20 protein-coding genes and 2 riboswitches are annotated in these 23911 nt (G+C 66.8%); of the genes, 10 read left to right on the top strand and 10 right to left on the bottom strand.

The annotated features are described in order from the left end of the window. Positions 1-115: 115 nt before the first annotated feature. The 6 genes from C8K36_RS10675 to C8K36_RS10650 all read left to right on the top strand — a co-directional run bounded on the left by C8K36_RS10675 (position 116) and on the right by C8K36_RS10650 (position 6565). Entirely contained in the window at positions 116-1561 is a 1446-nt protein-coding gene (locus tag C8K36_RS10675) for an MFS transporter (protein WP_107984465.1), read from the top strand. A gap of 106 nt (positions 1562-1667) precedes the next feature. Next, positions 1668-1800: riboswitch (cobalamin riboswitch) on the top strand. Positions 1801-1860: 60 nt separating this feature from the next. Next, positions 1861-2865 (top strand): ABC transporter substrate-binding protein, encoded by a 1005-nt coding sequence (locus C8K36_RS10670; protein ID WP_107984464.1) that lies wholly within the window; start codon positions 1861-1863, stop codon positions 2863-2865. Further along, on the top strand, positions 2862-3617 hold the full coding sequence (locus C8K36_RS10665; protein ID WP_107984463.1) for a class I SAM-dependent methyltransferase: 756 nt from the start codon (positions 2862-2864) through the stop codon (positions 3615-3617). Before C8K36_RS10670 ends, C8K36_RS10665 begins: the two co-directional genes overlap by 4 nt. A 67-nt stretch (positions 3618-3684) precedes the next feature. Next, positions 3685-4734, top strand: coding sequence for an ABC transporter substrate-binding protein (locus tag C8K36_RS10660; RefSeq protein WP_107984462.1), 1050 nt, complete (start codon positions 3685-3687; stop codon positions 4732-4734). Beyond that, positions 4731-5771 (top strand): FecCD family ABC transporter permease, encoded by a 1041-nt coding sequence (locus C8K36_RS10655; RefSeq protein ID WP_420910872.1) that lies wholly within the window; start codon positions 4731-4733, stop codon positions 5769-5771. Before C8K36_RS10660 ends, C8K36_RS10655 begins: the two co-directional genes overlap by 4 nt. Beyond that, positions 5768-6565 (top strand): ABC transporter ATP-binding protein, encoded by a 798-nt coding sequence (locus C8K36_RS10650; RefSeq protein WP_107984461.1) that lies wholly within the window; start codon positions 5768-5770, stop codon positions 6563-6565. The genes C8K36_RS10655 and C8K36_RS10650 overlap by 4 nt, the downstream gene beginning before the upstream one ends. 99 nt (positions 6566-6664) lie before the next feature. Here the strand turns inward: C8K36_RS10650 and C8K36_RS10645 are convergent, their stop codons facing one another. The 3 genes from C8K36_RS10645 to prpD are packed head-to-tail and all read right to left on the bottom strand — an operon-like array spanning position 6665 to position 10201. Next, positions 6665-7786, bottom strand: coding sequence for a bifunctional 2-methylcitrate synthase/citrate synthase (locus C8K36_RS10645; protein ID WP_107984460.1), 1122 nt, complete (start codon positions 7784-7786; stop codon positions 6665-6667). Then, on the bottom strand, positions 7783-8697 hold the full coding sequence (prpB, locus tag C8K36_RS10640; protein ID WP_107984459.1) for a methylisocitrate lyase: 915 nt from the start codon (positions 8695-8697) through the stop codon (positions 7783-7785). The genes C8K36_RS10645 and prpB overlap by 4 nt, the downstream gene beginning before the upstream one ends. A gap of 1 nt (position 8698) precedes the next feature. Continuing rightward, positions 8699-10201 (bottom strand): 2-methylcitrate dehydratase PrpD, encoded by a 1503-nt coding sequence (prpD, locus tag C8K36_RS10635; RefSeq protein ID WP_107984458.1) that lies wholly within the window; start codon positions 10199-10201, stop codon positions 8699-8701. A gap of 171 nt (positions 10202-10372) precedes the next feature. On the opposite strand from prpD, the gene C8K36_RS10630 reads away from it, so the two are divergent. Together C8K36_RS10630 and C8K36_RS10625 are read left to right on the top strand one after the other, a co-directional pair. Continuing rightward, entirely contained in the window at positions 10373-11797 is a 1425-nt protein-coding gene (locus C8K36_RS10630; RefSeq protein ID WP_107984789.1) for a short-chain fatty acyl-CoA regulator family protein, read from the top strand. 230 nt (positions 11798-12027) lie between these two features. After that, positions 12028-12909 carry an NAD(P)-dependent oxidoreductase gene (locus C8K36_RS10625; RefSeq protein WP_107984457.1) on the top strand — a complete coding sequence of 294 codons (882 nt, stop codon included), beginning with the start codon at positions 12028-12030 and terminating at the stop codon, positions 12907-12909. Positions 12910-12957: 48 nt separating this feature from the next. Here the strand turns inward: C8K36_RS10625 and metE are convergent, their stop codons facing one another. The 4 genes from metE to C8K36_RS10605 form a co-directional block, all read right to left on the bottom strand. Next, positions 12958-15219 (bottom strand): 5-methyltetrahydropteroyltriglutamate--homocysteine S-methyltransferase, encoded by a 2262-nt coding sequence (metE, locus tag C8K36_RS10620; protein WP_181319505.1) that lies wholly within the window; start codon positions 15217-15219, stop codon positions 12958-12960. 149 nt (positions 15220-15368) lie between these two features. Further along, a riboswitch (cobalamin riboswitch) is annotated at positions 15369-15588 on the bottom strand. Between the two features lie 133 nt (positions 15589-15721). Continuing rightward, positions 15722-17335 (bottom strand): ABC transporter substrate-binding protein, encoded by a 1614-nt coding sequence (locus tag C8K36_RS10615; protein WP_107984456.1) that lies wholly within the window; start codon positions 17333-17335, stop codon positions 15722-15724. A gap of 65 nt (positions 17336-17400) precedes the next feature. After that, positions 17401-18546, bottom strand: coding sequence for a phosphotransferase family protein (locus C8K36_RS10610; RefSeq protein ID WP_107984787.1), 1146 nt, complete (start codon positions 18544-18546; stop codon positions 17401-17403). Positions 18547-18575: 29 nt separating this feature from the next. Further along, complete coding sequence (locus C8K36_RS10605; protein ID WP_107984455.1) at positions 18576-19808, bottom strand: cytochrome P450; 1233 nt, start codon at positions 19806-19808, stop codon at positions 18576-18578. A gap of 164 nt (positions 19809-19972) precedes the next feature. Here C8K36_RS10605 and C8K36_RS10600 point away from each other — a divergent pair, with 164 nt between their 5' ends. Beyond that, positions 19973-20611 carry a TetR/AcrR family transcriptional regulator gene (locus C8K36_RS10600; RefSeq protein WP_258195372.1) on the top strand — a complete coding sequence of 213 codons (639 nt, stop codon included), beginning with the start codon at positions 19973-19975 and terminating at the stop codon, positions 20609-20611. Between the two features lie 271 nt (positions 20612-20882). Here the strand turns inward: C8K36_RS10600 and C8K36_RS10595 are convergent, their stop codons facing one another. After that, on the bottom strand, positions 20883-21572 hold the full coding sequence (locus C8K36_RS10595; protein ID WP_107984785.1) for a nitroreductase: 690 nt from the start codon (positions 21570-21572) through the stop codon (positions 20883-20885). 142 nt (positions 21573-21714) lie between these two features. On the opposite strand from C8K36_RS10595, the gene C8K36_RS10590 reads away from it, so the two are divergent. Continuing rightward, entirely contained in the window at positions 21715-22974 is a 1260-nt protein-coding gene (locus C8K36_RS10590; RefSeq protein ID WP_219910006.1) for a DUF4303 domain-containing protein, read from the top strand. On the opposite strand, the gene C8K36_RS10585 is transcribed toward C8K36_RS10590, so the two are convergent. Further along, positions 22943-23428 carry an SRPBCC family protein gene (locus C8K36_RS10585; protein WP_107984454.1) on the bottom strand — a complete coding sequence of 162 codons (486 nt, stop codon included), beginning with the start codon at positions 23426-23428 and terminating at the stop codon, positions 22943-22945. The genes C8K36_RS10590 and C8K36_RS10585 overlap by 32 nt on opposite strands. Positions 23429-23431: 3 nt before the next feature. Then, positions 23432-23773 (bottom strand): ArsR/SmtB family transcription factor, encoded by a 342-nt coding sequence (locus C8K36_RS10580; RefSeq protein WP_107984453.1) that lies wholly within the window; start codon positions 23771-23773, stop codon positions 23432-23434. Between the last annotated feature and the right edge of the window lie 138 nt (positions 23774-23911).

Here is a 23911-nt window from a genome sequence, read left to right as displayed (position 1 = left end):
GCCTTTCGAATCGGACAGTTTTCCGCTCATCGGGAAGCAATGAAGGTGAGTCGCTCTCAGCTCTTAGTGTGCGTCCGGTCACTGTTGAAACAAAGATTTGAATGTGTAGGTAGATATGGCAGTCACCGTCTCTCAGGGCGACACAGCCCCCGTCCGGGGCGCCGGTGATTCCGGCGGCTCGACCGGGTACTGGATCCGCGTCCTGCTGATCCTCGTTCTGCTCACCGAGCAGGCGGCGCTGGCATTCGCACTCTTCACCCCGGCGCTCCCGAAGATCGCCGCCGAGTACAAGACGACGCAGGTCGTGTGGGTCATGACGGCGCTAGTTCTGGCCGCCGCGATCGCCTCGCCGATCCTCGGCAAGCTGGCGGACGTCTACGGCAAGAAGCGCATCCTGGTGGTCACCGCCGCGATCGCGAGCCTCGGTGCCCTCATCTCCGCGATCGCACCGACGTTCCAGATCCTCTTGGTCGGCCGCTTCCTGTCCGGTGTCGGTTTCGCGTTCACCGCGCTCGGCTACTCGCTGATCCGCGACATCTTCCCGGCGCGACTGCAGGCCATGTCGATCTCCATCGCGAACACCGGCGTCGGCGTCGTCACCGTCGTGGCCCCGTTGATCTCCGGCTACATGCTCGACCACACCGGTGTGTCCTCGGTCTTCTGGTTCTCGTTCGGGCTGTGCGCCGTCGGCGGACTGCTGACGCTGCTCTTCGTTCCCGAGACCCCGGTTCGCGCCAAGGTTTCCGTCGACTGGATCGGCGCTTTCCTACTGACCGTCGCCCTGTTCACCGTCATGCTCGCGCTGTCGATGGGCGCCGGCTGGGGCTGGCTGAGCGGCAAGACTCTCGGCACGCTGGCCGTCACCGTCATCTTCGCGGTCGCCTGGGTCGCGTGGGAGCGGCGCGTTCCGGAACCGCTCATCAGCATCGACGTGCTCGCCAGCCGCAAGGTCGGCATCACGCTGCTCGCCGGCGGTATCGCTTACGGTGCAACAACCCTCACCGCGACGCTGATCCCGATGCTGCTGCAGACGCCTAAGGAGGCCGCCGACTACGGCTTCGGGCTCTCGGTTACGGACATGGCCTTGTGGATGCTGCCGGGTGGCGTCCTGATCGTCCTCGGCGGTGTCTTCGTCGGCGCGACGTCGAAGCGGATCGGGTTCCGCCAGCACCTGATCCTCGGCGCGGTCCTGATCGCCCTCGGCGCAGTGTGGCTGGCGACGACGCCGGACCAGGCTTGGCAGGTCGTGTGCGCATACGGTCTCATCGGCTTCGGCTCGATGATCTACGCGGCGATTCCCAACCTGGTGATGATGGCCCTGCCCGAGGATCAGCGCGCGATCGGTGCCAACTTCACAGGTCTGTCGCAGTCGATGTTCGGCGGCATGCTGTCCTCGGTGGGCTTCGCGCTCCTGGCCCAGCACATTTTCGCCGTCGGCCCGGCCGGCCCGGTCTACTCCTCGGACGGATTCTTCGTGGCCTTCATGGTTGCTGCCGGCGCGGCATTGCTCGGCGCGATCCTGGCCTTCGGCATCACCGTCGGTCGGCGCGGCGAGGGATAGTCCCGCAACACTTTCGACGCCTCGGGGCCTGCACCGTGATCTGGTGCAGGCCCCGAGGTCGTTCGTCTTTCCCCGACCCGATTGTCGAAGCCACGGAAACTACTGTTAGATTTTCGCGCTACCAGGCAATCCCGACAATCGGGATCAGGTGGAATCCGGTGTGAATCCGGAACTGACGCGCAACGGTATGGGGCGGCATCGCCTCGAGTCCGACGACCTGCTGGGCTGGGTGACCCTTCTGTCCCCGGCATGATCGTGCGGACCGCTCGCGTGCAGCGCCCGCAGGAAGCTGATGTGTGATGCGCCAACGTGTCCGGAAGATCGCCGGAGCCACAGCAATCGCGGCCGTGTTCACCGCTGTGGGTTGCAGCGGCTCCGAGAGCGGGGCAGACGACTCGCCTCGAGCGACGACCGAGCTGACCAACTGCGAGACGACAGTGGCGGTCGACGAACCGATCCAGCGGGCGATCGCGGTGAATCAACCTGCCGCCGAACTGCTGCTGAGTCTCGGACTCGAGGACCGGATCGCCGGCCTCGCCTACGGCGACGATCCCGTGCTACCCGATTTGGCGGGGGCAGCGTCGCGAGTGCACAACTTCGATGTGGAGTTCCCGTCGTTCGAGGCAGTCCTCGACCGTGAGCCCGACTTCGTCTACACCACATTCGACTACACCTTCACCGACGAGGGCATCGCCGACCGTCAGCGGTTCACGGACATGGGTATCGCCACCTACCAGTCGTCGAGCGAATGTGGAGGCCAGGAGGCACTCCAGGCGACCGAGTCGACGCTCGCCGACCTGTACTCGGAGATCGAGGACATCGCCACCCTCTTCGAAGTTCACGATCGTGGTGACGAGCTGATTGCCGAGCTGCGTGGTCGTGCGCAGGCTGCAGCAGGCGGACTCGATGCGTCGAACGTGTCGCTCGCGTGGTGGTACGACGGCACCAAGACCCCATACTTCGCGGGATGCTGCGGGGCGCCGGGAATCATGACACAGCAGGTAGGAGCGCAAAACGCTTTCGCCGACAACCGTCAGCTCTGGCCCGAAATCGGTTGGGAGAGTGTGCTCGACCGTGATCCCACGGTGCTTGTGCTCGCGGATCTGGGGCGGGGCGGCGACGGTGACAGTGTGGACGAGAAGATCCGGTTCCTCGAATCGGATCCTGTGACGAGCCGGTTGACTGCCGTCCGCAACAAGCGCTACATCGTCATCAGTGGTACCGCGATGGACCCCTCCATCAGGAATGTCCAAGGGATCGAGCAAATTGCCGCCGGGCTGCGGGATCTCGGAGTGACGCGATGAACCACACCGAACTGGTCGAGCGGTGGGATCGACAACAAGCTGCTTACATCGCCCATCGTGAGGCTCGGTTCGAGGTGATGCTCGGCGCCCTCGAACTCGCGGTCGGCACCAGCTTCACCGCCGTCGATCTCGCTTGTGGCCCAGGGTCTCTCGCCTCGCGGCTTCTGTCGCGGTTCCCCGAGGCCCGTGTCATTGCGATCGACTACGACCCCATGCTTCTCGCGCTCGCACGTAAGCACCTGGCCGGGTTCGGAGACCGGGTGCAGATCGTCGATGCCGATCTCGTCGATCCGCTCTGGAGTGCCCAGCTGAGGGACCAGCTCGAGGACCGTCCGCAGGCAGTGGTCTCGACGACGGCGCTTCACTGGCTCCTCCCGGCCCAGCTGGTCGACGTGTACGGCCAGGTCAGATCGCTACTGGCACGCGGTGGCCTCCTACTCAACGGTGACCACTTCCGGTTCGACGAACGCACGCAGCACATCGCGTCCTGGGCGGCGCGGCACGACAGTGCAACGCAGAAGCGCAGCTTCGTCGAGGGCGCCGACGAGTGGGATGCCTGGTGGAATCTGCTGGGAGCGCACCCGGACATCGGCCCTCTGCAGGGGGAGCGGACCCGCCGCTTCGCCGGGCGAGACGCGTCACCGCCGACCACCGTGAAATTCCAGCTGGCAGCGCTCCGCCAAGCGGGATTCGCCGAGTCCGGCACCGTGTGGCAACTCTTCGACGACTACGTCGTCTACGGAGTGGCGTAGCCCGCGGTTGGCCCCACCCATCCCCGGTTTACATAATTCAGGCCCTGAGCAAGGAGCTCTACTCTTCATGCGCCAAACCGTCCGACACATCGGCGTTTCCCTCACCGCCGCCGCGGCCCTCGTCCTGACCGGATGCTCGTCCTCCGCGGAGACGACGGCCGCCCATCCGACGTCCTCTGCGTCCAGATTTCCGCTGACGATCGAGAACTGCGGCAGACAGATCACGATCGATGCGCCCCCGCAGCGCGCGGTGTCCCTCAACCAGGGGTCGACCGAGATCCTGCTGTCCCTCGGTCTCGCCGACCGGATGGTCGGCACCGCGACGTGGACCGATCCCGTCCGCGACAACCTCGCCGCCGACAACGCGAAGGTCCCCCGTCTGGCTGACAACAAGCCCTCCCTCGAGGTCGTCCTCGACACCGAACCGGACTTCGTCTCGGCATCGTTCGCCTCGACGTTCGGTGACGGGGGCGACGCGGGGAGAGATCAGTTCGAGAGCCTCGGCGTCCCCACCTATCTCGCCCCCACCGACAACGGCTGCGACGGCAAGGAATCGTCCGCGTCGAACGCGGACGGCGCCCGCTCCGAGCCGTTGCGGATCGAGGCGGTCTACCAGGAGATTCGGGACCTGGCGGCAATCTTCGACGTCCGCGATCGCGGTGAAGCCTTCGTCGCCGAACTGGAGCAGCGGTTCGAGAAGGCGTCGGCCGACGTACAGGCCGCGGGCGTTCCGCTCGCCTTCTGGTTCGCCGACACCAAGACCCCGTACATGGCCGGCTGCTGTGGGTCGTCCGGGATCATCGCCGGTGCCGTCGGGGCAGCCAATGTCTTCGCCGACACTACCGACGAATGGCCGCAGGTGAGTTGGGAGTCCGTCGCGGACCGGAACCCGACCGCCCTCGTCCTGGGCGATCTGAGCCGGCGCAGCATCGACGGTGACGCGCTGGACAGCAAGATCGCGTTCCTCGAGTCCAACCCGGTCACCCGGAACATCGACGCCGTCCGCGACAAGCGCTACATCGTGGTCAACGGCGGCGACATGAACCCCTCCATCCGCACGATCGACGGCATCGAGAAGGTGTCGGCAGCGCTTCGCGGTTGGGGCCTGACGAATTGAGTCACCGCACAGCGCGGCTCGACTCCAGGCCCCTGCTCGGCGCGGCCTACGTCGGTGGCGGTGCCGCGCTCGTTCTGTCGATCGCGCTCGCGATAACGCTCGGCCCCGCCGACCTGTCCGTGCGGGACGTGTACGCAGTGGTGTTGGAGCACTGGGGGATCGGTTCGTCCGGACTGAGTCGGATCAAGGACGGCATCGTGTGGGAACTGCGGCTTCCGCGCACCATGCTGGCCGCGGTGTGTGGCGCGGGGCTGGCGCTGTGCGGCGCCATCATGCAGTCGTTGTTGCGTAATCCGCTCGCGGACCCGTTCGTGCTCGGCATCTCCTCGGGCGCATCGACCGGTGCGGTGGCGGTCGTGGTGCTCGGCATCGGTGGCGGCATCGTCTCGCTGTCGGCGGGTGCGTTCCTCGGCGCGGTCGTGTCGTTCGCGCTCGTGATGTTACTCGCGGCGGGCGCAGGCGGCGGCACCTCGCGCGTCGTTCTCGCAGGTGTGGCTGGGACGCAGCTGTTCTCGGCGTTGACGTCGTTCATTGTAATTTCGTCGGCGGACGCGGAACAGACCCGCGGTGTGCTGTTCTGGTTGCTCGGATCCCTCAGCGGCGTGGGGTGGACCGACGTCCTGCTGTGTTCGGTCGTGGTCTTGATCGGCATCGTTGTGTGCCTGTACCACGCTCCGGCTTTGGACGCGTTCACCTTCGGGAACGACATGGCCGCGACCCTCGGCATCTCCGTTCGCCGTGTGCGCATGGTACTCCTGACCGTCACGGCGCTCATCACCGCGGCGCTGGTCAGTGCGGCCGGAGCAATCGGCTTCGTCGGACTCGTTCTCCCGCACGCGGCTCGATTCCTGGTGGGAACCAGACACAGTCGGCTCCTTCCCGCCACCGCGCTGATCGGTGCGATCTTCATGGTGTGGGTGGACGCGATCGCTCGAACCCTCTTCGCACCACAGGAGATTCCGGTCGGTGTGGTGACCGCACTGGTCGGTGTACCGGCGTTCGCATTGATCCTGTTCCGGATGAGGAGAAGCGAATGACTTTGTCCGCGAAAGATGTCGGATGGAGCCGCGACGGCCACCTCGTGCTGGACGGCGTCACCGTCGTCGCCGAGCGCGGCGAGACCGTCGGGCTCCTCGGACCCAACGGGTCGGGCAAGTCGTCGCTCCTGCGACTCCTCGCGGGTATCGCGGCACCTGACACCGGCACGGTCACGCTCGACGACGCGGACATCCGAACCGTGCGACGCCGACAGATCGCCCGCCGGGTTGCGATGGTGGACCAGCACGCCCACACCGACGTCGACGTCACGGTGCTCGACGTTGTGCGGCTGGGACGGATTCCACATCGCGGGGTGTTCGGATCCGACCCGGCCGTCGACGATGCGGCGATCCAGAAGGCGCTGGCCGGTACGGGCATGTCGGAGAGGCGCGGTCGCGCTTGGCACACGCTTTCCGGAGGGGAACGTCAGCGCGCGCAGATTGCCCGAGCACTCGCACAGGAACCCGAGCACCTGTTGCTCGACGAACCGACCAATCACCTCGATATCCAGCACCAACTCGAGATCCTCGAACTGGTCGCGGGGTTGCGGACGACGAGTTTCATCGCGCTTCACGACCTCAACCTCGCTGCGATGTACTGCGATCGGCTGGTGGTGCTGCAGGAGGGGCGGATCGTCGCGACCGGCACACCGCTGGACGTCCTCACCGAGGATCTCGTGAGCGACGTCTACAAGGTCCGATCCACTGTCTCCACAGGTCCGGACGGAGTTCCGTCCGTCCACTTCCACAGGGCTCCTCAGCATCTCGCAGACTGGTGCGGACCGAGGACGTGACGGCGCCACCTCGCCCACCGGTGAGCGGTGGCAGGGAGCGCCCCGGGGTGCAGGAGACGGTGATGCCAATGACCAACCCCCGGGGCGCTGATCGTGGGCTCAGGCCACCACCGAGCGCTGGGGCACTCCGGTGTATTCGCTGAGCGGTCGGATCAGGGCGTTGGATTCGCCCTGTTCGATGATGTGTGCAGTCCATCCGGTGATGCGGCTCATCACGAAGATGGGAGTGAACACCTCGATGTCGAAGCCCATCAGGTAGTAGGCGGGCCCGGTGGGGAAGTCGAGATTGGGTTTGATGCCCGTGGCGTCGTTCATGGTGCGCTCGAGGATCTCGTACATCTCGACCCACTTCTCGCCACCGGTCTTCGAGGCGACGTCGAAGAAGGCCTGGCGCATCGTCGGGACGCGCGAGTCGCCGTTCTTGTAGACCCGGTGCCCGAAGCCCATGACCTTTTCCTTACGGGCCAGCTTGTCCTTCATCCAGGCCTCGGCACACGCGGGTTCGGCGATCTCGATCATGTCGTGCATGACCGCCTCGTTGGCGCCGCCGTGCAGCGGGCCCTTGAGGGTGCCGATCGCGGCGGTGACCGCACTGTAGATGTCGGACAGCGTCGAGGTGACTACGCGGGCCGCGAAGGTGGAGGCGTTGAAGCTGTGCTCCGCGTAAAGGATGAGCGACACCTCGAATGCCTTGACGATCTCCGGTTCGGGGATCTCGCCGAAGCACATGTTGAGAAAGTTCTCGGCGAAGCCGAGGTGGCTGTGCGGGGCGATCGGGTCGAGTCCGTGACGACGGCGATGATCGGCTGCCACGATGGTCGGCAGAACCGCCATCATGCGAAGTGCCTTCTCGCGATTCGCCTTCGAGGAGTTGTCCCACTCGTCCGGGTCCTCCGCGCCGAGGTAGCTGATCGCGGTGCGGACCACGTCCATCGGGTGGCAGTTGTCGGGCATCTTCGTCACCAGTGAGAGCAGCGACCGATCTGCACGGCGGCTTGCCCGCTCACGCTGGCAGAACAGCTCCAGTTGGGCGTCCGAGGGCAGCTCACCGTTCCACAGGAGGTACGCGACCTGCTCGAAGCTGCAGTTCGCCGCCAGGTCCTGCACCGCGTAACCGCGGTAGGTCAGCGAATTGGTCTCGGGAACCACCTTGGAGATCGCGGTGGTGTCGACGACGACGCCGGCCAGGCCTTTGTAGATCGTCGGGACTGCATTGGTCATTGGTTCCCTCCGAGCGTGAAGTTGAAGACTCCGGAATCGAACTCGTTGTAGCGCTCGTACTCGAGCAGTTCGTACAGCCGCGAGCGGGTCTGCATCTGGTCGAGCTGACCCTCCTGAGTGCCCGTCTCGTGAATCTCCCGCAGACCGCGCTCGATGGCGCCCATCGCCAGACGCAGGGTGGTGACTGGGTAGATCACTGCGTTGAAGCCGATCTCCTCGAGAGTCTGTGCCGGAATCAGCTGCGACTTACCGAACTCGGTCATGTTCGCCAGCAGCGGGATATCCACTGCAGCACGGAACTTCGCGAAGTCGGCCTCGGTGTTCAGTGCCTCGGTGAAGATGAGGTCTGCACCCGCGTCGGCGTATGCCTTGGCGCGTTCGATCGCCGCATCGATGCCGTCGATCCCGGCGGCGTCGGTGCGGGCGCAGATCACGAAGTTCGGGTCGCGTCGGGCCGTGACTGCGGCACGCAGACGACGGACCATCTCACCCGTCGGCACGATGGCCTTGCCGTCGAGGTGACCGCAGCGCTTGGGGTTGACCTGATCCTCGAGGTGCAGGCCGGCGATGCCGGCGTCCTCGGCGGCGAGGACGGTGCGGGCCGCCGACATGGGCTCGCCGAATCCGGTGTCGGCGTCGATCAGCACCGGAAGATCGGTGACACCGGCGATCTGACGGCTGTGCGCGACGACCTCGGTGAGTGTGGTCAGGCCGATGTCCGGCAGGCCGAGCCCGGCGGAGAACGCGCCGCCGGAGACATAGACGCCCTCGAACCCGATCTCCTGGATCAGTTTGGCGGTCAACGGATTGATCGCACCCGGCAGGCGCTGGATCTTTCCGGACGTCAGCCCGGCACGGAAGGCAATCCGCTTGTCGGTGGCCGACGTGGTGGCGGCGATGAGTCCGGTCATGTCAGAAGAGTCCCTTCGGCGACTTCGGGGCGCGGGCGAGGACCTCGTCGGTGACGGTGAACGTGAGCTGGTTCAGCTCACCGGCCTTCAGCTCGGGAGTGCGCTGAGCCGCATCGAGGAAGCGGTCCTGCTCGGCGGGGGCGACGATGCCCTCGGCGAGTGTGCGGAACTTCGCGATGTACTGATCCCGAGAGAAGGGGCGCGCGCCCAGCGGATGTGCGTCCGCGATCGCCAGCTCGTCGACGACGACCTCGCCGCTCTTCAGCGTGACCTCGGCGCGGGCACCGAAGGCCTTCTCGGTGGGGTCGGTCGAGTGGTAGCGGCGGGTCCACTCCGGGTCCTCGGCGGTGGAAATCTTCTTCCACAGCTCGATCGTGTCGGGACGCTGCGCGCGCTCGGGTGCGTACGAGCGCTCGTGGTGCCACGTGCCGTCCTGCAGCGCGACCGCGAAGATGTACATCACCGAGTGGTCGAGGGTCTCGCGACTCGCGGTCGGATCGAACTTCTGCGGGTCGTTCGAGCCGGTGCCGATCACGACGTGGGTGTGGTGGCTGGTGTGCAGGACGATCGACGCGATCTGGTCGAGGTCGCCGATCCGGCCCCGCATCCGGCGGGCCAGGTCGATGGGCGCCTGGCTCTGGTACTCGGCCGAATGCTCCTTGGTGTACGTGTCCAGGATGGCGCGCTTGGCCTCGCCCGGGCCGGGCAGCGGCACAGCGTATTCGGACTTCGGTCCGCCGAGCAGCCACGCGATGACGCCGTCCTCGCCCTCCCAGATCGGGGACGGAGCGCCCTCGCCGCGCATCGCGCGGTCGACGGCCTCGACGGCCATCTTGCCGGCAAAAGCCGGGGCGTAGGCCTTCCAGCTCGAGATCTCGCCCTTGCGGGACTGGCGGGTCGCGGTGGTGGTGTGCAGAGCCTGTCCGACGGCCTGGTACACGGTCTCGGTGTCGAGCCCGAGGAGGGTGCCGATGCCGGCAGCTGCGGACGGACCGAGATGCGCTACGTGGTCGATCTTGTGCTCGTGCAGGCAGATCGAGCGAACCAGATCCACCTGGATCTCGTAACCGGTGGCGAGGCCCCGGACGAGGTCGGCACCGGTACGGCCCGCATGCTGTGCGACCGCCAGGATCGGCGGGATGTTGTCGCCCGGGTGCGAGTACTCGGCAGCGAGGAATGTGTCGTGGAAGTCGAGCTCGCGTACGGCGACGCCGTTGGCCCAGGCAGCCCACTCCGGCGAGAACGTGCCGCCCACACCGAACACGGTCGAACCCGGCGAGTACGGGTGGGACAGGGTCTGCGCGCGGGCGTTCGAGACCGGTCGGCGGGTCAGGGAGGCGGCAGCGACGGACGCATTGTCGATGATGCGGTTGACGATCATCTCGGCGGTGTCGGCGGGGACCTCGACCTCGTCAGTGGCGACCTCGGCGACCTTCCACGCGAGATGCTCGTTCTGGGGGAAGTCCTCTGCGGAGAGGTGGGTGCGAACGGGATGTGTCTTCAACGCTGTGTCCTCCGGTGAGCTGTTTCTGCTGTTTTCGCAGCGTATGCACGAGTAGATCGGAGGTAAACAGCCTGAATATGCGTAAGTTTGTGGTGTGAATCGGCCAGGTTTGCGAATGGTGTGAATGCCGTCGGTTGTGCTTGAGTGAAGGCGACTGGAAAGGACACGACGGTGCAGAAGATCTACGGCGGTCCGCGCTTGCGTCGGTTACGTGAGGAACGCGGTCTGACGCAGCTCGCGCTCGCGCGCGTCTTGGACCTGTCGGCGAGCTACGTGAATCAGCTCGAGAACGATCAGCGGCCCCTCACCGTCCCGGTGCTCCTCAAGCTCAATGCGATGTTCGACCTCGACGCCCACTTCTTCGCCGCAGAGTCGGATGCACGATTGGCCGCCGACCTCCAGGACGTGTTGACGACTCTGGGAACTCCGGCGCCGTCTGCGTCGACCATCGAGGAGTTCGTCGCGCGCATGCCGGAGATCGGGCAGGCACTCGTCGGCGTCCATCGCAGGCTGCAGGCCGCGACCGATCAGCTGGAACAGTTCAGTGCACACCTCGCAACCCCGGCCGCCTCAGAAGCAGGCGGCGCTGTGCCGATGCCGTTCGAGGAGGTGCGGGACTTCTTCTACGACAGGCACAATCACATCGCGGAACTCGATGATGCCGCCGAGCGGCTGTTCGTCGAAAGCGGCCTGCAGATCGGGTCGCTCGACGTGCAACTGACGGCATTGCTCGAAACCGAGCACGACATCGTCGTCCGATTGCGCACCGATCCGCCGGACCGTCCCGGTCCCAAGCGGGTGTACGACGCGACCGATCGCATCCTCGTTCTCTCGAGGCATCTTTCACCCGGACAGCGTGCGTTCCAGATCGCCACGCAGCTCGCATTTCTCACGCAGGCGCCGGTCATCGAACGTCAACTCGAGTCGGCGGCGGGTCTCAGCGAGAATGCCCGGGAGCTCGCCAAGATCGGCTTGGCGAACTACTTCGCGGGAGCATTGCTGTTGCCGTACACCCAGTTTCTCGACGCCGCGGAGCGGTTGCACTACGACATCGAGATGCTCGCGCTGCAGTTCGAGGTCGGCTTCGAGACGGTCTGTCACAGGCTCTCGACGATGCAGCGTCCGAACCGGCGCGGGGTGCCCTTCTTCTTCGTCCGCACCGACCGGGCGGGAAACATCTCGAAGCGTCAGTCCGCCACAGCATTCCATTTCTCTCGTGTCGGCGGCAGTTGCCCGCTGTGGGTGGTGCACGACGCGTTCGGTACCCCGGGTCGCATCGTCACGCAGGTGGCGCAGATGCCGGACGGGCGCACCTATCTGTGGATCGCCCGGACGACGGACGACGGCGCCCGGCCGTACGGGACATCCGAGCGCAGCTTCGCCATCGGCCTCGGTTGCGACATCACGCACGCCGACAGGCTGGTCTACTCGCGTGGCCTGCGCCTGGACGAGCAGATGTCACCGGTCCCGATCGGTGCCGGCTGCAAGATCTGCGAGCGGACGAATTGCGCACAGCGGGCGTTTCCCCAGATCGGACGCCCGGTGCGCGTGGACGTCGACTTCAGTAGTCGACTGCCGTATCCGCCGGCGTCCTGATCTGGTTCGTTTCCGGCTCGCCGGGTGGTCCAACTGCGAGGATTGCCGCGGTCACCACACCGGGGCCGGTCTGTACGGCCGTCGGACCGCTGCCGCCGACCGCGGACGCGCCCGCCGCGCCTGTGGTGAGGTTGTCCCATTGCACCCGGTAGACCCCCGGCCCGGGAACGGATTCGGGGTTAGAGTGGATCGAGCCGTGACCGCATCCAATCGATCGCGAGGAGTCGGGCGTGGACATCGGATTTCTGGGCATGGGCACGATGGGGCGCCCCATGGCGCGCAACCTCGCACGTGCCGACTACGACGTGACGGTGTGGAATCGCAGTCCGGGCAAAGCCGCGAGTGTCGTCGATTACGGGGCGTCCGAGGCGTCCGATCTGGCGGAGGTGCTGCACAAGTCCGTCGTGTTCAGTTCGCTGGCGGACGATCACGCGTTCGCGGATTCGGTGCTGTCCGCGCCGTCGCTGCAGGTTGCCAAACCCGGTTCGGTCCACGTCAATCTGGCCACGGTCAGCCCCGGTATGTCTGCCGAGGCGGAGTCGCGGCTGAGTGACAAGGGCATCTTCTACGTGGCCGCGCCCGTGTTCGGGCGGGCCGAGGTGGCCGAGGCCGGGAACCTCACCGTGCTCGCGGCGGGGGATCCGGGCGCGGTCGACGGAGTGACACCGATGCTCGACGTGATCGGACGTCGCACATGGCGGATCGGCGACGACCCCAAGCAGGCCAATGTCGTCAAGATTCTGGGAAACTATTTGATCGCCAATGCGATTCAGGCGATGGCCGAGGCGACGACGGTGGCTGAGAAGGTCGGCGGCTCGCCGGAGTTGCTCATGGAGATCATGAACGACAGCCTCTTCCCGGGCGGCGTCTACGAGGGCTACGGCGCCATGATCGCGCAGCGCCGCTACGAGCCCGCCGGATTCCGGCTCCCCTTGGGGCTGAAGGACGTCCGACTAGCCCTGTCCCAGGCGCACGACGCGAATGTCGGCCTGCCCTTCGGCAGTGTGCTCGAGGATCTGTTCCTCGACGCCCTCGCGCACGGGCAGGCCGACCAGGACTGGTCCGCGATCACCGAGGCCACCCGGCGCCGGGCCGGGCTGGCGGGGGAGTAGCCGTCATCGAGTGGTGGGACCCCGACCCGGGGTCCCACCATCGTTCGATCAGATCTCCGCGCGCACCACTCGCGCGGCCTCGACGAGGTTGCGTAGCGACGCCTCGACCTCGACCGGTCCGCGGGTCTTGAGGCCGCAGTCGGGATTCACCCACAGCCGCTCGGCGGGGACGGCCTTCAACGCGGCGCGCAGCGACCCGGCGATCTCGTCGACGGACGGCACACGCGGCGAGTGGATGTCGTAGACGCCCGGCCCGACACCCAGATCGAAACCGACGGCATTGAGGTCGTCGAGCACCTCCATGTGTGAGCGGGCCGCCTCGATGGACGTGACGTCCGCGTCCAGCCCCGCGATGGCCCCGATCACCTCACCGAACTCCGAGTAGCAGAGGTGGGTGTGGATCGCGGTCGTGTCGGCGACGCCCGACGTCGACAGCAGGAACGCGCCGACGGCCCAGTCCAGGTAGGCGCGCTGGTCGGCGGCCCGCAGCGGCAGCAGTTCGCGCAGCGCGGGCTCGTCCACCTGGATCACCGTCGCGCCGGACGCCTCCAGGTCGACCGTCTCGTCGCGGATCGCCAGCGCGACCTGGTCGGCCGACTCCGCGAGCGGCTGGTCGTCCCGAACGAACGACCACGCCAGGATCGTCACCGGGCCGGTGAGCATCCCTTTGACCGGCTTGTCGGTGAGCGACTGTGCGTACGTGAACCATTCGACCGTCATCGGCTTCGGGCGGCGCACGTCACCGAACAGGATCGGCGGACGGACGCAGCGGCTGCCGTACGACTGCACCCAGCCGTTCGCGGTCGCGAAGAAGCCGTCGAGCTGCTCGGCGAAGTACTGCACCATGTCGTTGCGCTCGGGCTCACCGTGAACCAATACATCCAGGTCGAGCTTCTCTTGCAGTGCAATCACATCGGCGATCTCGCCCTGCATGCGGCGCTGGTACTCTGCCTGATCGATCTCGCCCTTGCGCAGCGCGGCGCGCGCCACGCGGATCGCGGTGGTCTGCGGGTACGACCCGATCGTGGTGGTCGGCAGCTGCGGCAGCGGCAGCTCGGCTGCCTGCACGACGCGACGCTCCGCCGCCGGACGTCGATTGCGGTCAGCCTCCGTCAGTGCCGCGAGACGGTCGCGAATCGCATCGTCGTGCAGCCGCGGATCCGCGGCGCGGGTCGCCGCCGCCGCGCGTGTCTCGGACAGCTCGCGGGCGATCGCGTCGCGTCCCGAGCTCAGTCCGGTCGCGAGCGTGGCGACCTCGCGGATCTTCTCGGATCCGAACGCCAGCCACGACCGCAATGCGCCGTCGATCGCGTCCTCGCCGTCGAGGCTGTACGGCACGTGCAGTAGCGAGCAGGACGTGGACACGGCCACCGAACCCGCACGCTCCCGCAGGGTTTCGAGGGCATCGAGCGATCCGTCGAGCCCGCTGCGCCAGATGTTGCGGCCGTCGACGACACCGGCGACCAGATGCTTGCGCTCGATGCCCGGCACCTCGACGACGGAACCCAGCGATCCCGCGACGAGGTCGACGGCAATGCCCTCGACGCCCGTCTCCACGAGCGCCGGCAGTGCCGGTCCGAGGTCACCGAAGTACGACGCGACGAGGATCGCGGGACGATGGTCGAGCGCGGAGAGACGGTCGTAGACCGAGCGGGTCGCGGCCAGTTCGGCGTCGGTCCGGTCGGCGACGAGTGCGGGCTCGTCGATCTGCACCCATTCGATGCCCGCGTCGGCCAGACGGCTGAGCAGATCCGCGTAGAGCGGCACGATCTCGTCCAGGCGATCGAGCGGGGCGCCGCCCTCGAACTTCGCGAGCAGCAGGAAGGTGACCGGTCCGATCACGACGGGACGCGCGGGGACGCCGAGGGCCTTCGCCTCGGCGACTTCGCCGAGCACCTTCGCCGGGTTCAGCGTGAATGTCGTTGCGGGGGTGATCTCGGGGACCAGGTAGTGGTAGTTGGTGTCGAACCACTTCGTCATCTCGAGGGGCGTCACCTCGGAGTTGCCGCGGGCGGCCGCGAAGTAGCGATCCAGTTCGTTGTCGATGCCGGCGACCCGCGCGGGCAGTGCGCCGAGCATGACCGCGGTATCGAGCATCTGGTCGTAGTACGAGAAGGTGCCGACGGGGACGGAATCGAATCCGGCGTCGACCAGTTCGGCCCAGGTCTGACGACGCAGGTCCTTGCCGACCGACTCGAGTGCGTCGGCGTCGAGCTTCCCGGCCCAGTAGGACTCGACGGCCTTCTTCAGTTCGCGGCGGGGCCCGATGCGGGGGGACCCCAGAACGGTTGCGGTGAAAGCGAATGTCACGGTGTTCTCCAGTTGCTCACAGCGTGGATGGTCACCGCCGGCAGACGAGAACAGAACGAGCCCTGGGGGTGCGCCCGCCAGCGGGCAGCACGAAGTACCGAGCCGATCTACTCGCCTTTTCCTCGAGGCGGTGGACCGTCGGGCACGGCGTGCCCGACACAGTCGGCAGGTCTTCGGACTCGTGGGCGCTCGGGCAGGAACGAAACCTGCCGGAAATCTACTGGCCGTCGCTTCCCAGACCTGTCGGTCCAGTGCGTGTGACGGCGGTCGTTCCCACTTACCGCTGCGGGACAGTCCCGGACTTCCACCGGGTTCCCTCTCACATCCGTCGGTCTCGCGACCACGGATGCTTCGACGCCGAGCGACGGTCTTCGGGGCTCCTCACGACCGCACCCGGCGAACCAGCTGCACCTCCAGCATAGGCCCACGAAAACACGAATCGGGCGGGCCCCGGTGTGGAGCCCGCCCGATCGTGACTCGGACGACGGTGCGAAGACGATCCTTACGACGCCGAAGCCGGAGTGAGCCAAGCGTTTCCGAACAGCATGATGCCGTCGGCGCTGGGGGTGATGCCGTGTGCGTCCTTGCTCCACGGGATGAAGTACTTGCCCGCGCCCAGCACCATCATCGGATTGGTCTCGTTCACGAGAGTCTGGATGTCCTCGAGGACCTGGCGGCGCTCGTCGTCGGTGGCCGCGGTCTGCAGCTTGCCGAGCAGCGCGTCCATCTCCGGGTTCTGGTAGCCGAGGACGTTGGACGTCGACGCGCCGGCGAGGTTTCCGTACATGCGCATGAACGGCGACTCGTCGAGAACGTTGAAGCCGGACTCGCCCAGGTCGAAGTCGTGCTGGGCGTACATCATCTTGACCAGATCGTTGATGCCGGTGTTGTAGACGATGTCGACGGTGAAACCGACGGACTGCAGCATCGACTGGATCGCGAGCGCCCGTCGCTGTGCGCCGGGTTCGTTGAGTCCGGCGTACTTGAGCTTGCCGTCGTAGCCGTCGGCCTTGGCCTCGGCGACGAGCTTCTTGGCCGCCTCCGGGTCGTAGCCGGGGCCGGACACGTCACCGTGCCACTGCGACCAGGACTGGAACATGTCCGTGCCCGGCATGCCGAAGCCGCCCTCGCCGCGATCGGTGAAGGTCTGGGGATTCAGCGCCGACACGATGGCCTTGCGGACTCGCGGATCCGACGCCGCCCGGCCCTCCCGCTGGTTCAGCGCCTGCACGCTGCCCATGCTGACGGTGTAGACGTAGCCGGCGTCGCCCGCCTCGAGTGCGTTGTTGACGACGTCCGCGGCGCGCAGATACGCGGCCTGGATGCCGCCGGTGTGCAGCGCGTCGAGCTTGGCCTGCTCGCCGACGATGGCAGGGAAACGGAGCGTGTCGAGGTTCGGCTTGCCGTCCCAGTAGCCCGGGTTGGCCGCCAGCACCAGTTCGTTCTGCGACGCGAACTTCTCGACCGTGAACGGGCCGGCGCCGACGGGGGCGAACTTGCCGGATGCCATCGACGTCGGCGCGACGATCATGCCGGGGCCGGTGGTGAACAGGATCGGGAACTCGTTCCACGGCTGCTTCAGGGTGAACACCACCGTGGCCGGGTCCGGGGACTGCACGTTGTCCACCGACACCTTCCACACCTGGGTGTGGGTGCCCTTCTTCTCCAGGTAGTGGTTGATGCTCCACTGCACCGCCGACGCATCCACCGGGGTGCCGTCGCTGAACTCGGCCCCGTCACGCAGCTTCAGTGTCCAGACGGTGTTGTCGCCGTTGGGAGTCAGCGACTGCGCCAACTGCGGCTGAAATTGCTTCGTCGCGGTGTCGTAGCGCATCAGCAGGTCGTAGATCGCCGCCATCTCGCTGCCACCGGTGGCGCCGCCGTCCTGCCGGTCGGCCGGATCCAGACTGGCCACCCCGTTGTACGTGGCGTACGACAGCGTGCCGCCCGAGACCGGGTCGCCCGCGTCGGACTGCTCGCCGACGAGGCCCGTCGTGACATCGGAGGCGTCGGTCGCCGAGTTCGTGCCGCCGCCCGCACACCCGACCAGGAGCGCCGCCGCGGCGGTCAGGGCGGTCAGTGCGATCCCGGCGCGGGCCAGTGACGATCGTTTCATTCGTATCTTCTTCCGTTCGGAGACTGCGGAATCGTTGGAGCGGCTTGATCACCGAGGGTCGGGATTTACAGGGCCTCCCAGTCGTAGTCGCCGTCGAGCAGGCGGCCGAGCATGCGGTGATGCAGGATGTATTCGTCGGGATGCTCGGGTGCCGGGGTGTCGCCGAAGTGGACGGAACGCTGCTTGATGCGGGAGAAAATGATCCCGTTCCGGACAGCGGCGTACACGAGGTAGAAATCGAGGTCGCGCAGTACGACGCCGGTACAAGCCTCGTACAGTTCGACCACGTCCGACCGGCGTGCGAAGGCCGGCAGTCCCGGCCGGCCGAACTGCTGCGCCATGTCCTGGAACATTCGGTGGAAGAAGACGAACCACGCGACGTCCAGCTCGCGTGGCGCGAGTGTCGCCATCTCCCAGTCGAGTACGGCCGCCGGCCGGAAGTCCCGGTACATGATGTTGCCGATCCGCGAGTCGCCCCAGCACAGCACGGACGCCGACGGCGAACGCGGCCAGTGGTCGTCGAGCCACTCGAATCCTCGGTCGAGCAGAGGGATCCGGAGGCCGCCTTCGTTGCGGGTCCATTCGTAGTACGCGCGCTCGGATTCGACGTGTCGCCGGAGCGCGTCGTGTGGGGATCCCGGAGCGAGATCGGGCAGCAGGGAGCCGGGATCGGGGATCGAGTGGATCCCGGCCAGGGCTTCGACCGAGGTGCGCTGCAGGACGTTCCGCTGGGCCTCCGTCGCGTCCTGCAGCCAACCTCCGAAGACGTACGGGGGATTGTCGGTCGGAACCACGCCCTCGACGCGATCCATCACGATGAACGGTTGCCCCAGGATGTCGGGCGACAGTTCGATCCACCGGACGCGCGGCACCGGCACCGAACTGTGGGTCGCGACGGCCCGCATGACGGCGGCCTGGCGTTCGAGGTCGTAGCCCGGGAAGACCGGGAGGGCGCTGGCCTCGGGTGTCAGACGAGCGACGAGGTCGGCCCCCTGCGCCGCCCCGCCCTCGTCCCACTCGGCCGTGAACAGCACCGAGATGCTCGACATTCCGGACTCCGACGGCATGCGCAGGCCGGAGATGCGGGCGGTCGATGTGCCGAGTCGGATCCGGATCCAGCGTTCGAGGCTCTGCCGGAGCGCCGTGAGGTCGGTTGCGGTCTTGGTGACGTCGGTGTTCACGCCACGCGGCACGGTTGAATGGGTAGTCATCGCCTGCCTTCTGCCGTTGTGGTTCACCGTCAGTGGGCGATCGGGCACGTCCCGTAGTCGACCGGAAGCGCGGTGATGCTGTTGAGCCACGCCGAACGCATGCGGGTGGGCGGCCCGAGGATCGTGATGTCGGGGAGATGATCGGCGATCGCGTCGAACATCAACTCCACCTCGAGGCGCGCGAGGTTGGCCCCGAGACAGTAGTGCGCCCCGGTTCCGCCGAACGCCAGATGGGGGTTGGGGGATCGCGTGATGTCGAAGCGGCGGGGCTCGTCGAAGACGGTCTCGTCGTAGTTCGCGGACGCGTACATCATCACGACGCGATCGCCCTTCCGCACCGCCTGGCCACCGAGTTCGGTGTCGCAGATCGCGGTCCGCTGGAACGACAGGACGGGGCTGGCCCAGCGGATGATCTCGTCGACCGCGGTCGCGGGCCGCTCACGCTTGTACAATTCCCACTGGTCGGGGTTGTCGTGGAAGGCCATCAGCCCGTGGGTGATCGAGTTCCGCGTGGTCTCGCTGCCCGCCACCACCAGCAGGATGACGAAGTACGCGAACTCCTCGGGGGTGAGCGCACCGTCGTCCACCTGCGCCTGAACCAGTTTCGTCACGATGTCGTCTGCGGGACGTTCGCGACGTTCGGTCGCCATCGCGTACGCGTAGCCCATGATCTCGCCGACCGCGACGAGCGGATCGGCGGAGGCGTCGTCGTCCCGGCCGGTCATTCGGTTGGACCAGTCGAAGAGCTTGCGCCGATCCTCCTGCGGCACACCGAGAAGATCGGCAATCGCCTGCAGGGGCAGCTCGCACGCGGCCTCCTCCACGAAGTTGCCCCGGCCCAGGGTGGCCGCGGTCCGGGCGATGTCCTGGGCCCGCACGGCCAGCGCCGAGCGCAGCCCGTTGACGGCCCGCGGCGTGAACCCGCGCGTGATGATGCGCCGCAGGGCCGTGTGCTCGGGTTCGTCCTTGTTGAGCATCGTCGCGCGCTGCGCCTCGATCTGCTCGCGTGTCGCATCGTCCGCGTTGCGGACCATCACGGTGTTCTCCCACGACGAGAAGACGTCGTTGCGCCGCGACACCTCCTGCACCAGTTCGTGGGTCGAGACGACCCAGAACCCGTCGTCGTCGTAGCCGGCGACATCCCGGCTCTGCGGGTTCCACCAGATCGGCGCCGTGCGACGCAGTTCGGCGAAGAGATCGTGCGGGATCCCGTCCTCGAACGTCGAGGGGTGGGTGACGTCGATGCCGTCGGGTACAGCCATGGAAGTGCCTCCGCGTGTGCTGGTTCGGGAGTCGTGAACGGGCAGTGTCCAGCGCGGGTCGGAGCCGCCGGAAAGGCGCTTCGACCCGTGGAAGAGAAACTGTTAACGGCGACCGTTAACAGTGATGCGGAACACATTAATCATGTTTGTTAGGCTGTCAAGCCATGGTGGGGGAACTTCCTGCGAAGGAGCGACTGCTGCGGGCAGGCGAGTACCTGTTCGCGCGCGAAGGGATTGCGCGAGCACGGATCCGCGATCTCAACGAGATCGCCGGGGTGCGCAACGACTCGGCAGTCCATTACTACTTCGGCTCCCGTGAGGGGCTGCTCGAGGCGATCGTCGTGCGGCACATGGCCGACGTCAGCAGCCGGATGGACGAACTCGTCCAACGCCTGTGTGCGGGGCGTGAGCCGTCACGAGAGGCGCTGCGCGACGCAATCGCCGCGATGACGATTCCGTTGGCGGAGAAGCTTCTCGACGAGCGTGGACGGGACTTCGTGCAGATCATGGACGAGGTGTACGACCGGCGCGGCGGTCTCGCCGATGCCAAGTACTCGCCCGCCAGTGCGGTCGCGAAGGATGTGGTCCGTCAGTCGATGGCAGGAATGAGTGAGGCGCTGCGCGAGGAACGGATCCGGTTGACGACCAACTTCATCGTGTCGGCGCTGGCGTCGCGGGCTCGCGCATGCGACAGCGGGGGCGAACTACCGCTCGACCACGACACCTTCGTCATCAACCTGATCGAGATGGGCACGCTCGGCTCGCTCGCCGAACTGCCGGACCGGCCGTTGAGTTCGTTCTAGAGCCAGCCGTTCGATTCCGCGATCCGTACCGCCTCGGTGCGGTTCTCGGCTCCGGTCTTGCCGATCGGCGATCTCGAAGATGCCGGCGCGGCGGAGCACTTCGTCCACGGGACGCGACACGCGGTGGCATTCCGAACACCTCGATAGTGCCCGAACTCGGCTGTGAGAGACCGAGAATCAGGTCGATGGACCCGATCTGCCCGGCTGCCGCCGTCCGGCCCTCACGCCTCCGTCACGAACCTGTCATGACATTTGTCAGGGGTGCTGTCCGTCAGGAGACCCAGTCGGCGACATCGGCGATGTCGGCGCGCGTGGTGCGGAAGTTGTTCGCGGGGTGCGACTCGTCGGCGTATCCGAACGAGATCGTGCACACCACCTGCCGCTCCTCCGGGAGATCGAAGAAGCTGCGCAGGTATGCGGCACTGCCCGCCAGCGCCGCCTGCGGGACGGTGGCCACGCCCAGACTGCGGGCGGCGAGGAGGAAGGTGTTGACGTAGAGCCCGCAGTCGACGGCGCCGTAGACGCCGAGGGCCTCGTCGGTGGTGATGACGGCGACGTGGGGAGCGCCGAACAGGTCGAAGTTCTTCATCGTCTGCGCGGAGGACGCCTGACGATCGCCCGCCGCGATTCCCACGCTCGAGTACAGCTGCATCGCGCATTCCTTGCGGCGCTCCTGGTGGACGCCCTTGTACTCGCGAGGGAACGGGAAATCGGGGGAGTGCGGAGACGAGAGAACGTGCTCCATCAGGCCCTTGCGGAAGCGTTCGGTTGCCTCGCCCTCCGTGATCGACACGCGCCACGGCTGGGTGTTGCACCACGACGGTGTCTGCTGCGCCAGTTCGAGGATCTGCTCGATCGTCTCGCGTGAGACCGGATCCGGAAGGAAGGCACGGCAGCTGGTGCGCGAATCGAGCAGGGACTTCAGATCGGCGTGAAGTAGCGAGATCGGCGCTTCGGTCACGAGGGGCACTCCTGTGGACGTCGGATCGGTGTCGCGCCGCAAGTCGTCTATGGCGCCCGTCACAACTTATAGAATTGGTTTCAGTTTCACCAGAGGGTGAACGCCGGCGCCGATTCGAAACGCGTGGCCTAGGGTCGGGCGGGTGGACTGGGTGCGGGTGGAGGCGGCATTTCGGGACCGGATCGTCGAGTGCGTGCGGCGGATGTGCGCCGAGCACCCGGACGACCGGATCTACGGCGCCGCGCTCCACGAGTTCTACGCCGAGTCCGGAGGGGCGATCGCATGGCCGATGATCGGCGTGGCCGGCGAGAAGGCGCTCGCGTCCGTCGCAACCGCCGACTTCGGTGAGGATGCACTGCGATGGAGTCCGGCCGACTGGCCGTGGCAATGCGATCCCGACCAGGCCGACGACGCGCTCGCGTCGGAGATCACGGCGGCCGCGACAGCGGGCGGCGACAAGACCTGGGAGCGCGTCCATCGTCGATTCGAACGGGCCGCGGCCAAGGCCTGCCGCAGTGCCCGGCGCATCCTCGTCGAGGAGGGGATCGTTCATCGCAACTTCGTCGCCGTCGCGATGGACGAGGCGTGGGAACTGATCCCTCTCAGTCTGTCGAAGGCTCAGTTGCGCAGACACTTCCCCGAACTGGACGAGGAACAGGCCGCTGTCGACCGGCTCACCGATCTCCCAGTGGCGAATCGCATCGCCGAACTGGTCGCGATCGTCGACGCGCCCGTCTCCCCGCCACCCGGTGCCGAACGTGCGATCGCCTGGCTTCGTGATCTCGGGGATGCGGCCGTGCCCGCCGTACTGGGTCGCCTGTCACGGGCTCGCGAGAAGTGGCAGTGGGCAAAGCTTCTCGGCGAGATCGGAGACGCGTCGAACGGGGTTGTCGATGCGCTGGAGGCGGTCGTCGCGAAACCGTCGCTTCCGGTACCCGACCGCGCGTGGGCCGCTGCGGCACTCGCTCGCCTGGGCCGGATGGGCGTCGTGATCGCCCGGATCGACGGCCTGCCCGAGGAGGTTGCTGTCCGGGGGCTCAGTGCGCCGTACACCTCGTTCCGCGACGTCGGGGTGCCGACTCTGCTGGACTACGCCCCGCTCGAGGAGGCGCTGACTGCGCACCCCGCGCTGCACGACCCGGTCTGCGCACGCCTGTCTCCGGGCAGTGGCTACTGTGTGCTCGCCACGGACGAGATCGAGGTTGCGTTCGGTGGCCTCGGATCCGTGTGGGCCGCAGTGCGCCGCCACGCGGTGCTCGTCCTCTCGGACGTCCGACTCGAGACCTTCGACCGCGCACGGTACGAGGTCGAACTCGACAGGCTGTCCGCCGATCCGGACGCGCGGGTCCGGGACGCCGTGCGCGTCGTGGTCAGGACGCGAGAAGCTCGTCGATCTGGTTGATCGCCGACGTGGCCCCTTCGATCACGCCCATGTCCAGCACCGTCTGCAGCGCCTCGGCGGACTCGAAGGTGCTCGTGTACGTGGCCCGCGTACCCCCGTCGTGCTCGGTGAAGGCGTAGACGTTCTTCGACACCGGCAGTTCGGGATTCGGATTGAAATCCTCGTCGGCGAAGCCGTCGGCGAACGCGAAGCTCCTCGGCTCGTCGACAGCCGAGACCGCCCAGTACCCGGCGAACTTCTCGCCGTCCGGGCCGGTCATGAAGTACGTGACGCGTCCGCCCGGCACAAGCTCGTGGTCCACTACCGTCGCCGGGTACGTAGGCGGCCCCCAGACCTTCTCCAGCTGACGCGGGTCGGCGTAGACCTGCCACAGCCGCTCCACCGGTGCCGCGAACTCGGCGGTGATGATCAGGGTGAGGTTGTCGAGATCTTGCTTGACGTCGGTGACAGGCATTGCTCAGTCCTCCTGGGTCGAGTCGAATGCGATGAGTTCGTCGATACGTGCGATGCGCCCGCGCCACACCTGTTCCAACTCGGTGAGCATGGACGCCACCGCGCGCACCGCGGCCACGTCGCCCCTGGCCAACTGCTCCCGGCCGCTGCGTCGCTTGGTGAGCAGTCCGGCGTTCTCCAGCACGGAGACGTGTTTCTGTACTGCGGCGAAGCTCATGTCGTATCTCGCCGCGAGCGCGGAAACTGAATGCTCCCCGGCCAGTACGCGGCGCATGATGTCGCGTCGGGTGCGGTCGGCGAGCGCGTGGAACAGGGCATCTGCCCGGTCCTCGTCGTCTCCGCCCACAATCTCAACGTACAACCGATTGGTTGTATGTCAAGGGCTGGGCGGACTCTGGCTGTGATCGTCGTCTCGTTCCGGGGGTCGCTGATGCGCGAAAGCGCGCCAGCGGTTAGTCTGGGCGGCGTGTCAGCGACCTATTTC

The sequence above is a fragment of the Rhodococcus sp. OK519 genome, assembly GCF_003051005.1.
Classification (GTDB): Bacteria; Actinomycetota; Actinomycetes; order Mycobacteriales; family Mycobacteriaceae; genus Prescottella.
This window is presented reverse-complemented; position numbering and strand designations above follow the sequence as displayed.

Bases quoted from the DNA above. Each gene is read 5' to 3' on its own strand.
- C8K36_RS10675 (WP_107984465.1), top strand. From the start codon at position 116: ATGGCAGTCACCGTCTCTCAGGGCGACACAGCCCCCGTCCGGGGCGCC.
- C8K36_RS10670 (WP_107984464.1), top strand. From the start codon at position 1,861: ATGCGCCAACGTGTCCGGAAGATCGCCGGAGCCACAGCAATCGCGGCC.
- C8K36_RS10665 (WP_107984463.1), top strand. From the start codon at position 2,862: ATGAACCACACCGAACTGGTCGAGCGGTGGGATCGACAACAAGCTGCT.
- C8K36_RS10660 (WP_107984462.1), top strand. From the start codon at position 3,685: ATGCGCCAAACCGTCCGACACATCGGCGTTTCCCTCACCGCCGCCGCG.
- C8K36_RS10650 (WP_107984461.1), top strand. From the start codon at position 5,768: ATGACTTTGTCCGCGAAAGATGTCGGATGGAGCCGCGACGGCCACCTC.
- C8K36_RS10645 (WP_107984460.1), bottom strand. From the start codon at position 7,786: ATGACCAATGCAGTCCCGACGATCTACAAAGGCCTGGCCGGCGTCGTC.
- prpB (WP_107984459.1), bottom strand. From the start codon at position 8,697: ATGACCGGACTCATCGCCGCCACCACGTCGGCCACCGACAAGCGGATT.
- C8K36_RS10615 (WP_107984456.1), bottom strand. From the start codon at position 17,335: ATGAAACGATCGTCACTGGCCCGCGCCGGGATCGCACTGACCGCCCTG.
- C8K36_RS10610 (WP_107984787.1), bottom strand. From the start codon at position 18,546: ATGACTACCCATTCAACCGTGCCGCGTGGCGTGAACACCGACGTCACC.
- C8K36_RS10605 (WP_107984455.1), bottom strand. From the start codon at position 19,808: ATGGCTGTACCCGACGGCATCGACGTCACCCACCCCTCGACGTTCGAG.
- C8K36_RS10600 (WP_258195372.1), top strand. From the start codon at position 19,973: ATGGTGGGGGAACTTCCTGCGAAGGAGCGACTGCTGCGGGCAGGCGAG.
- C8K36_RS10585 (WP_107984454.1), bottom strand. From the start codon at position 23,428: ATGCCTGTCACCGACGTCAAGCAAGATCTCGACAACCTCACCCTGATC.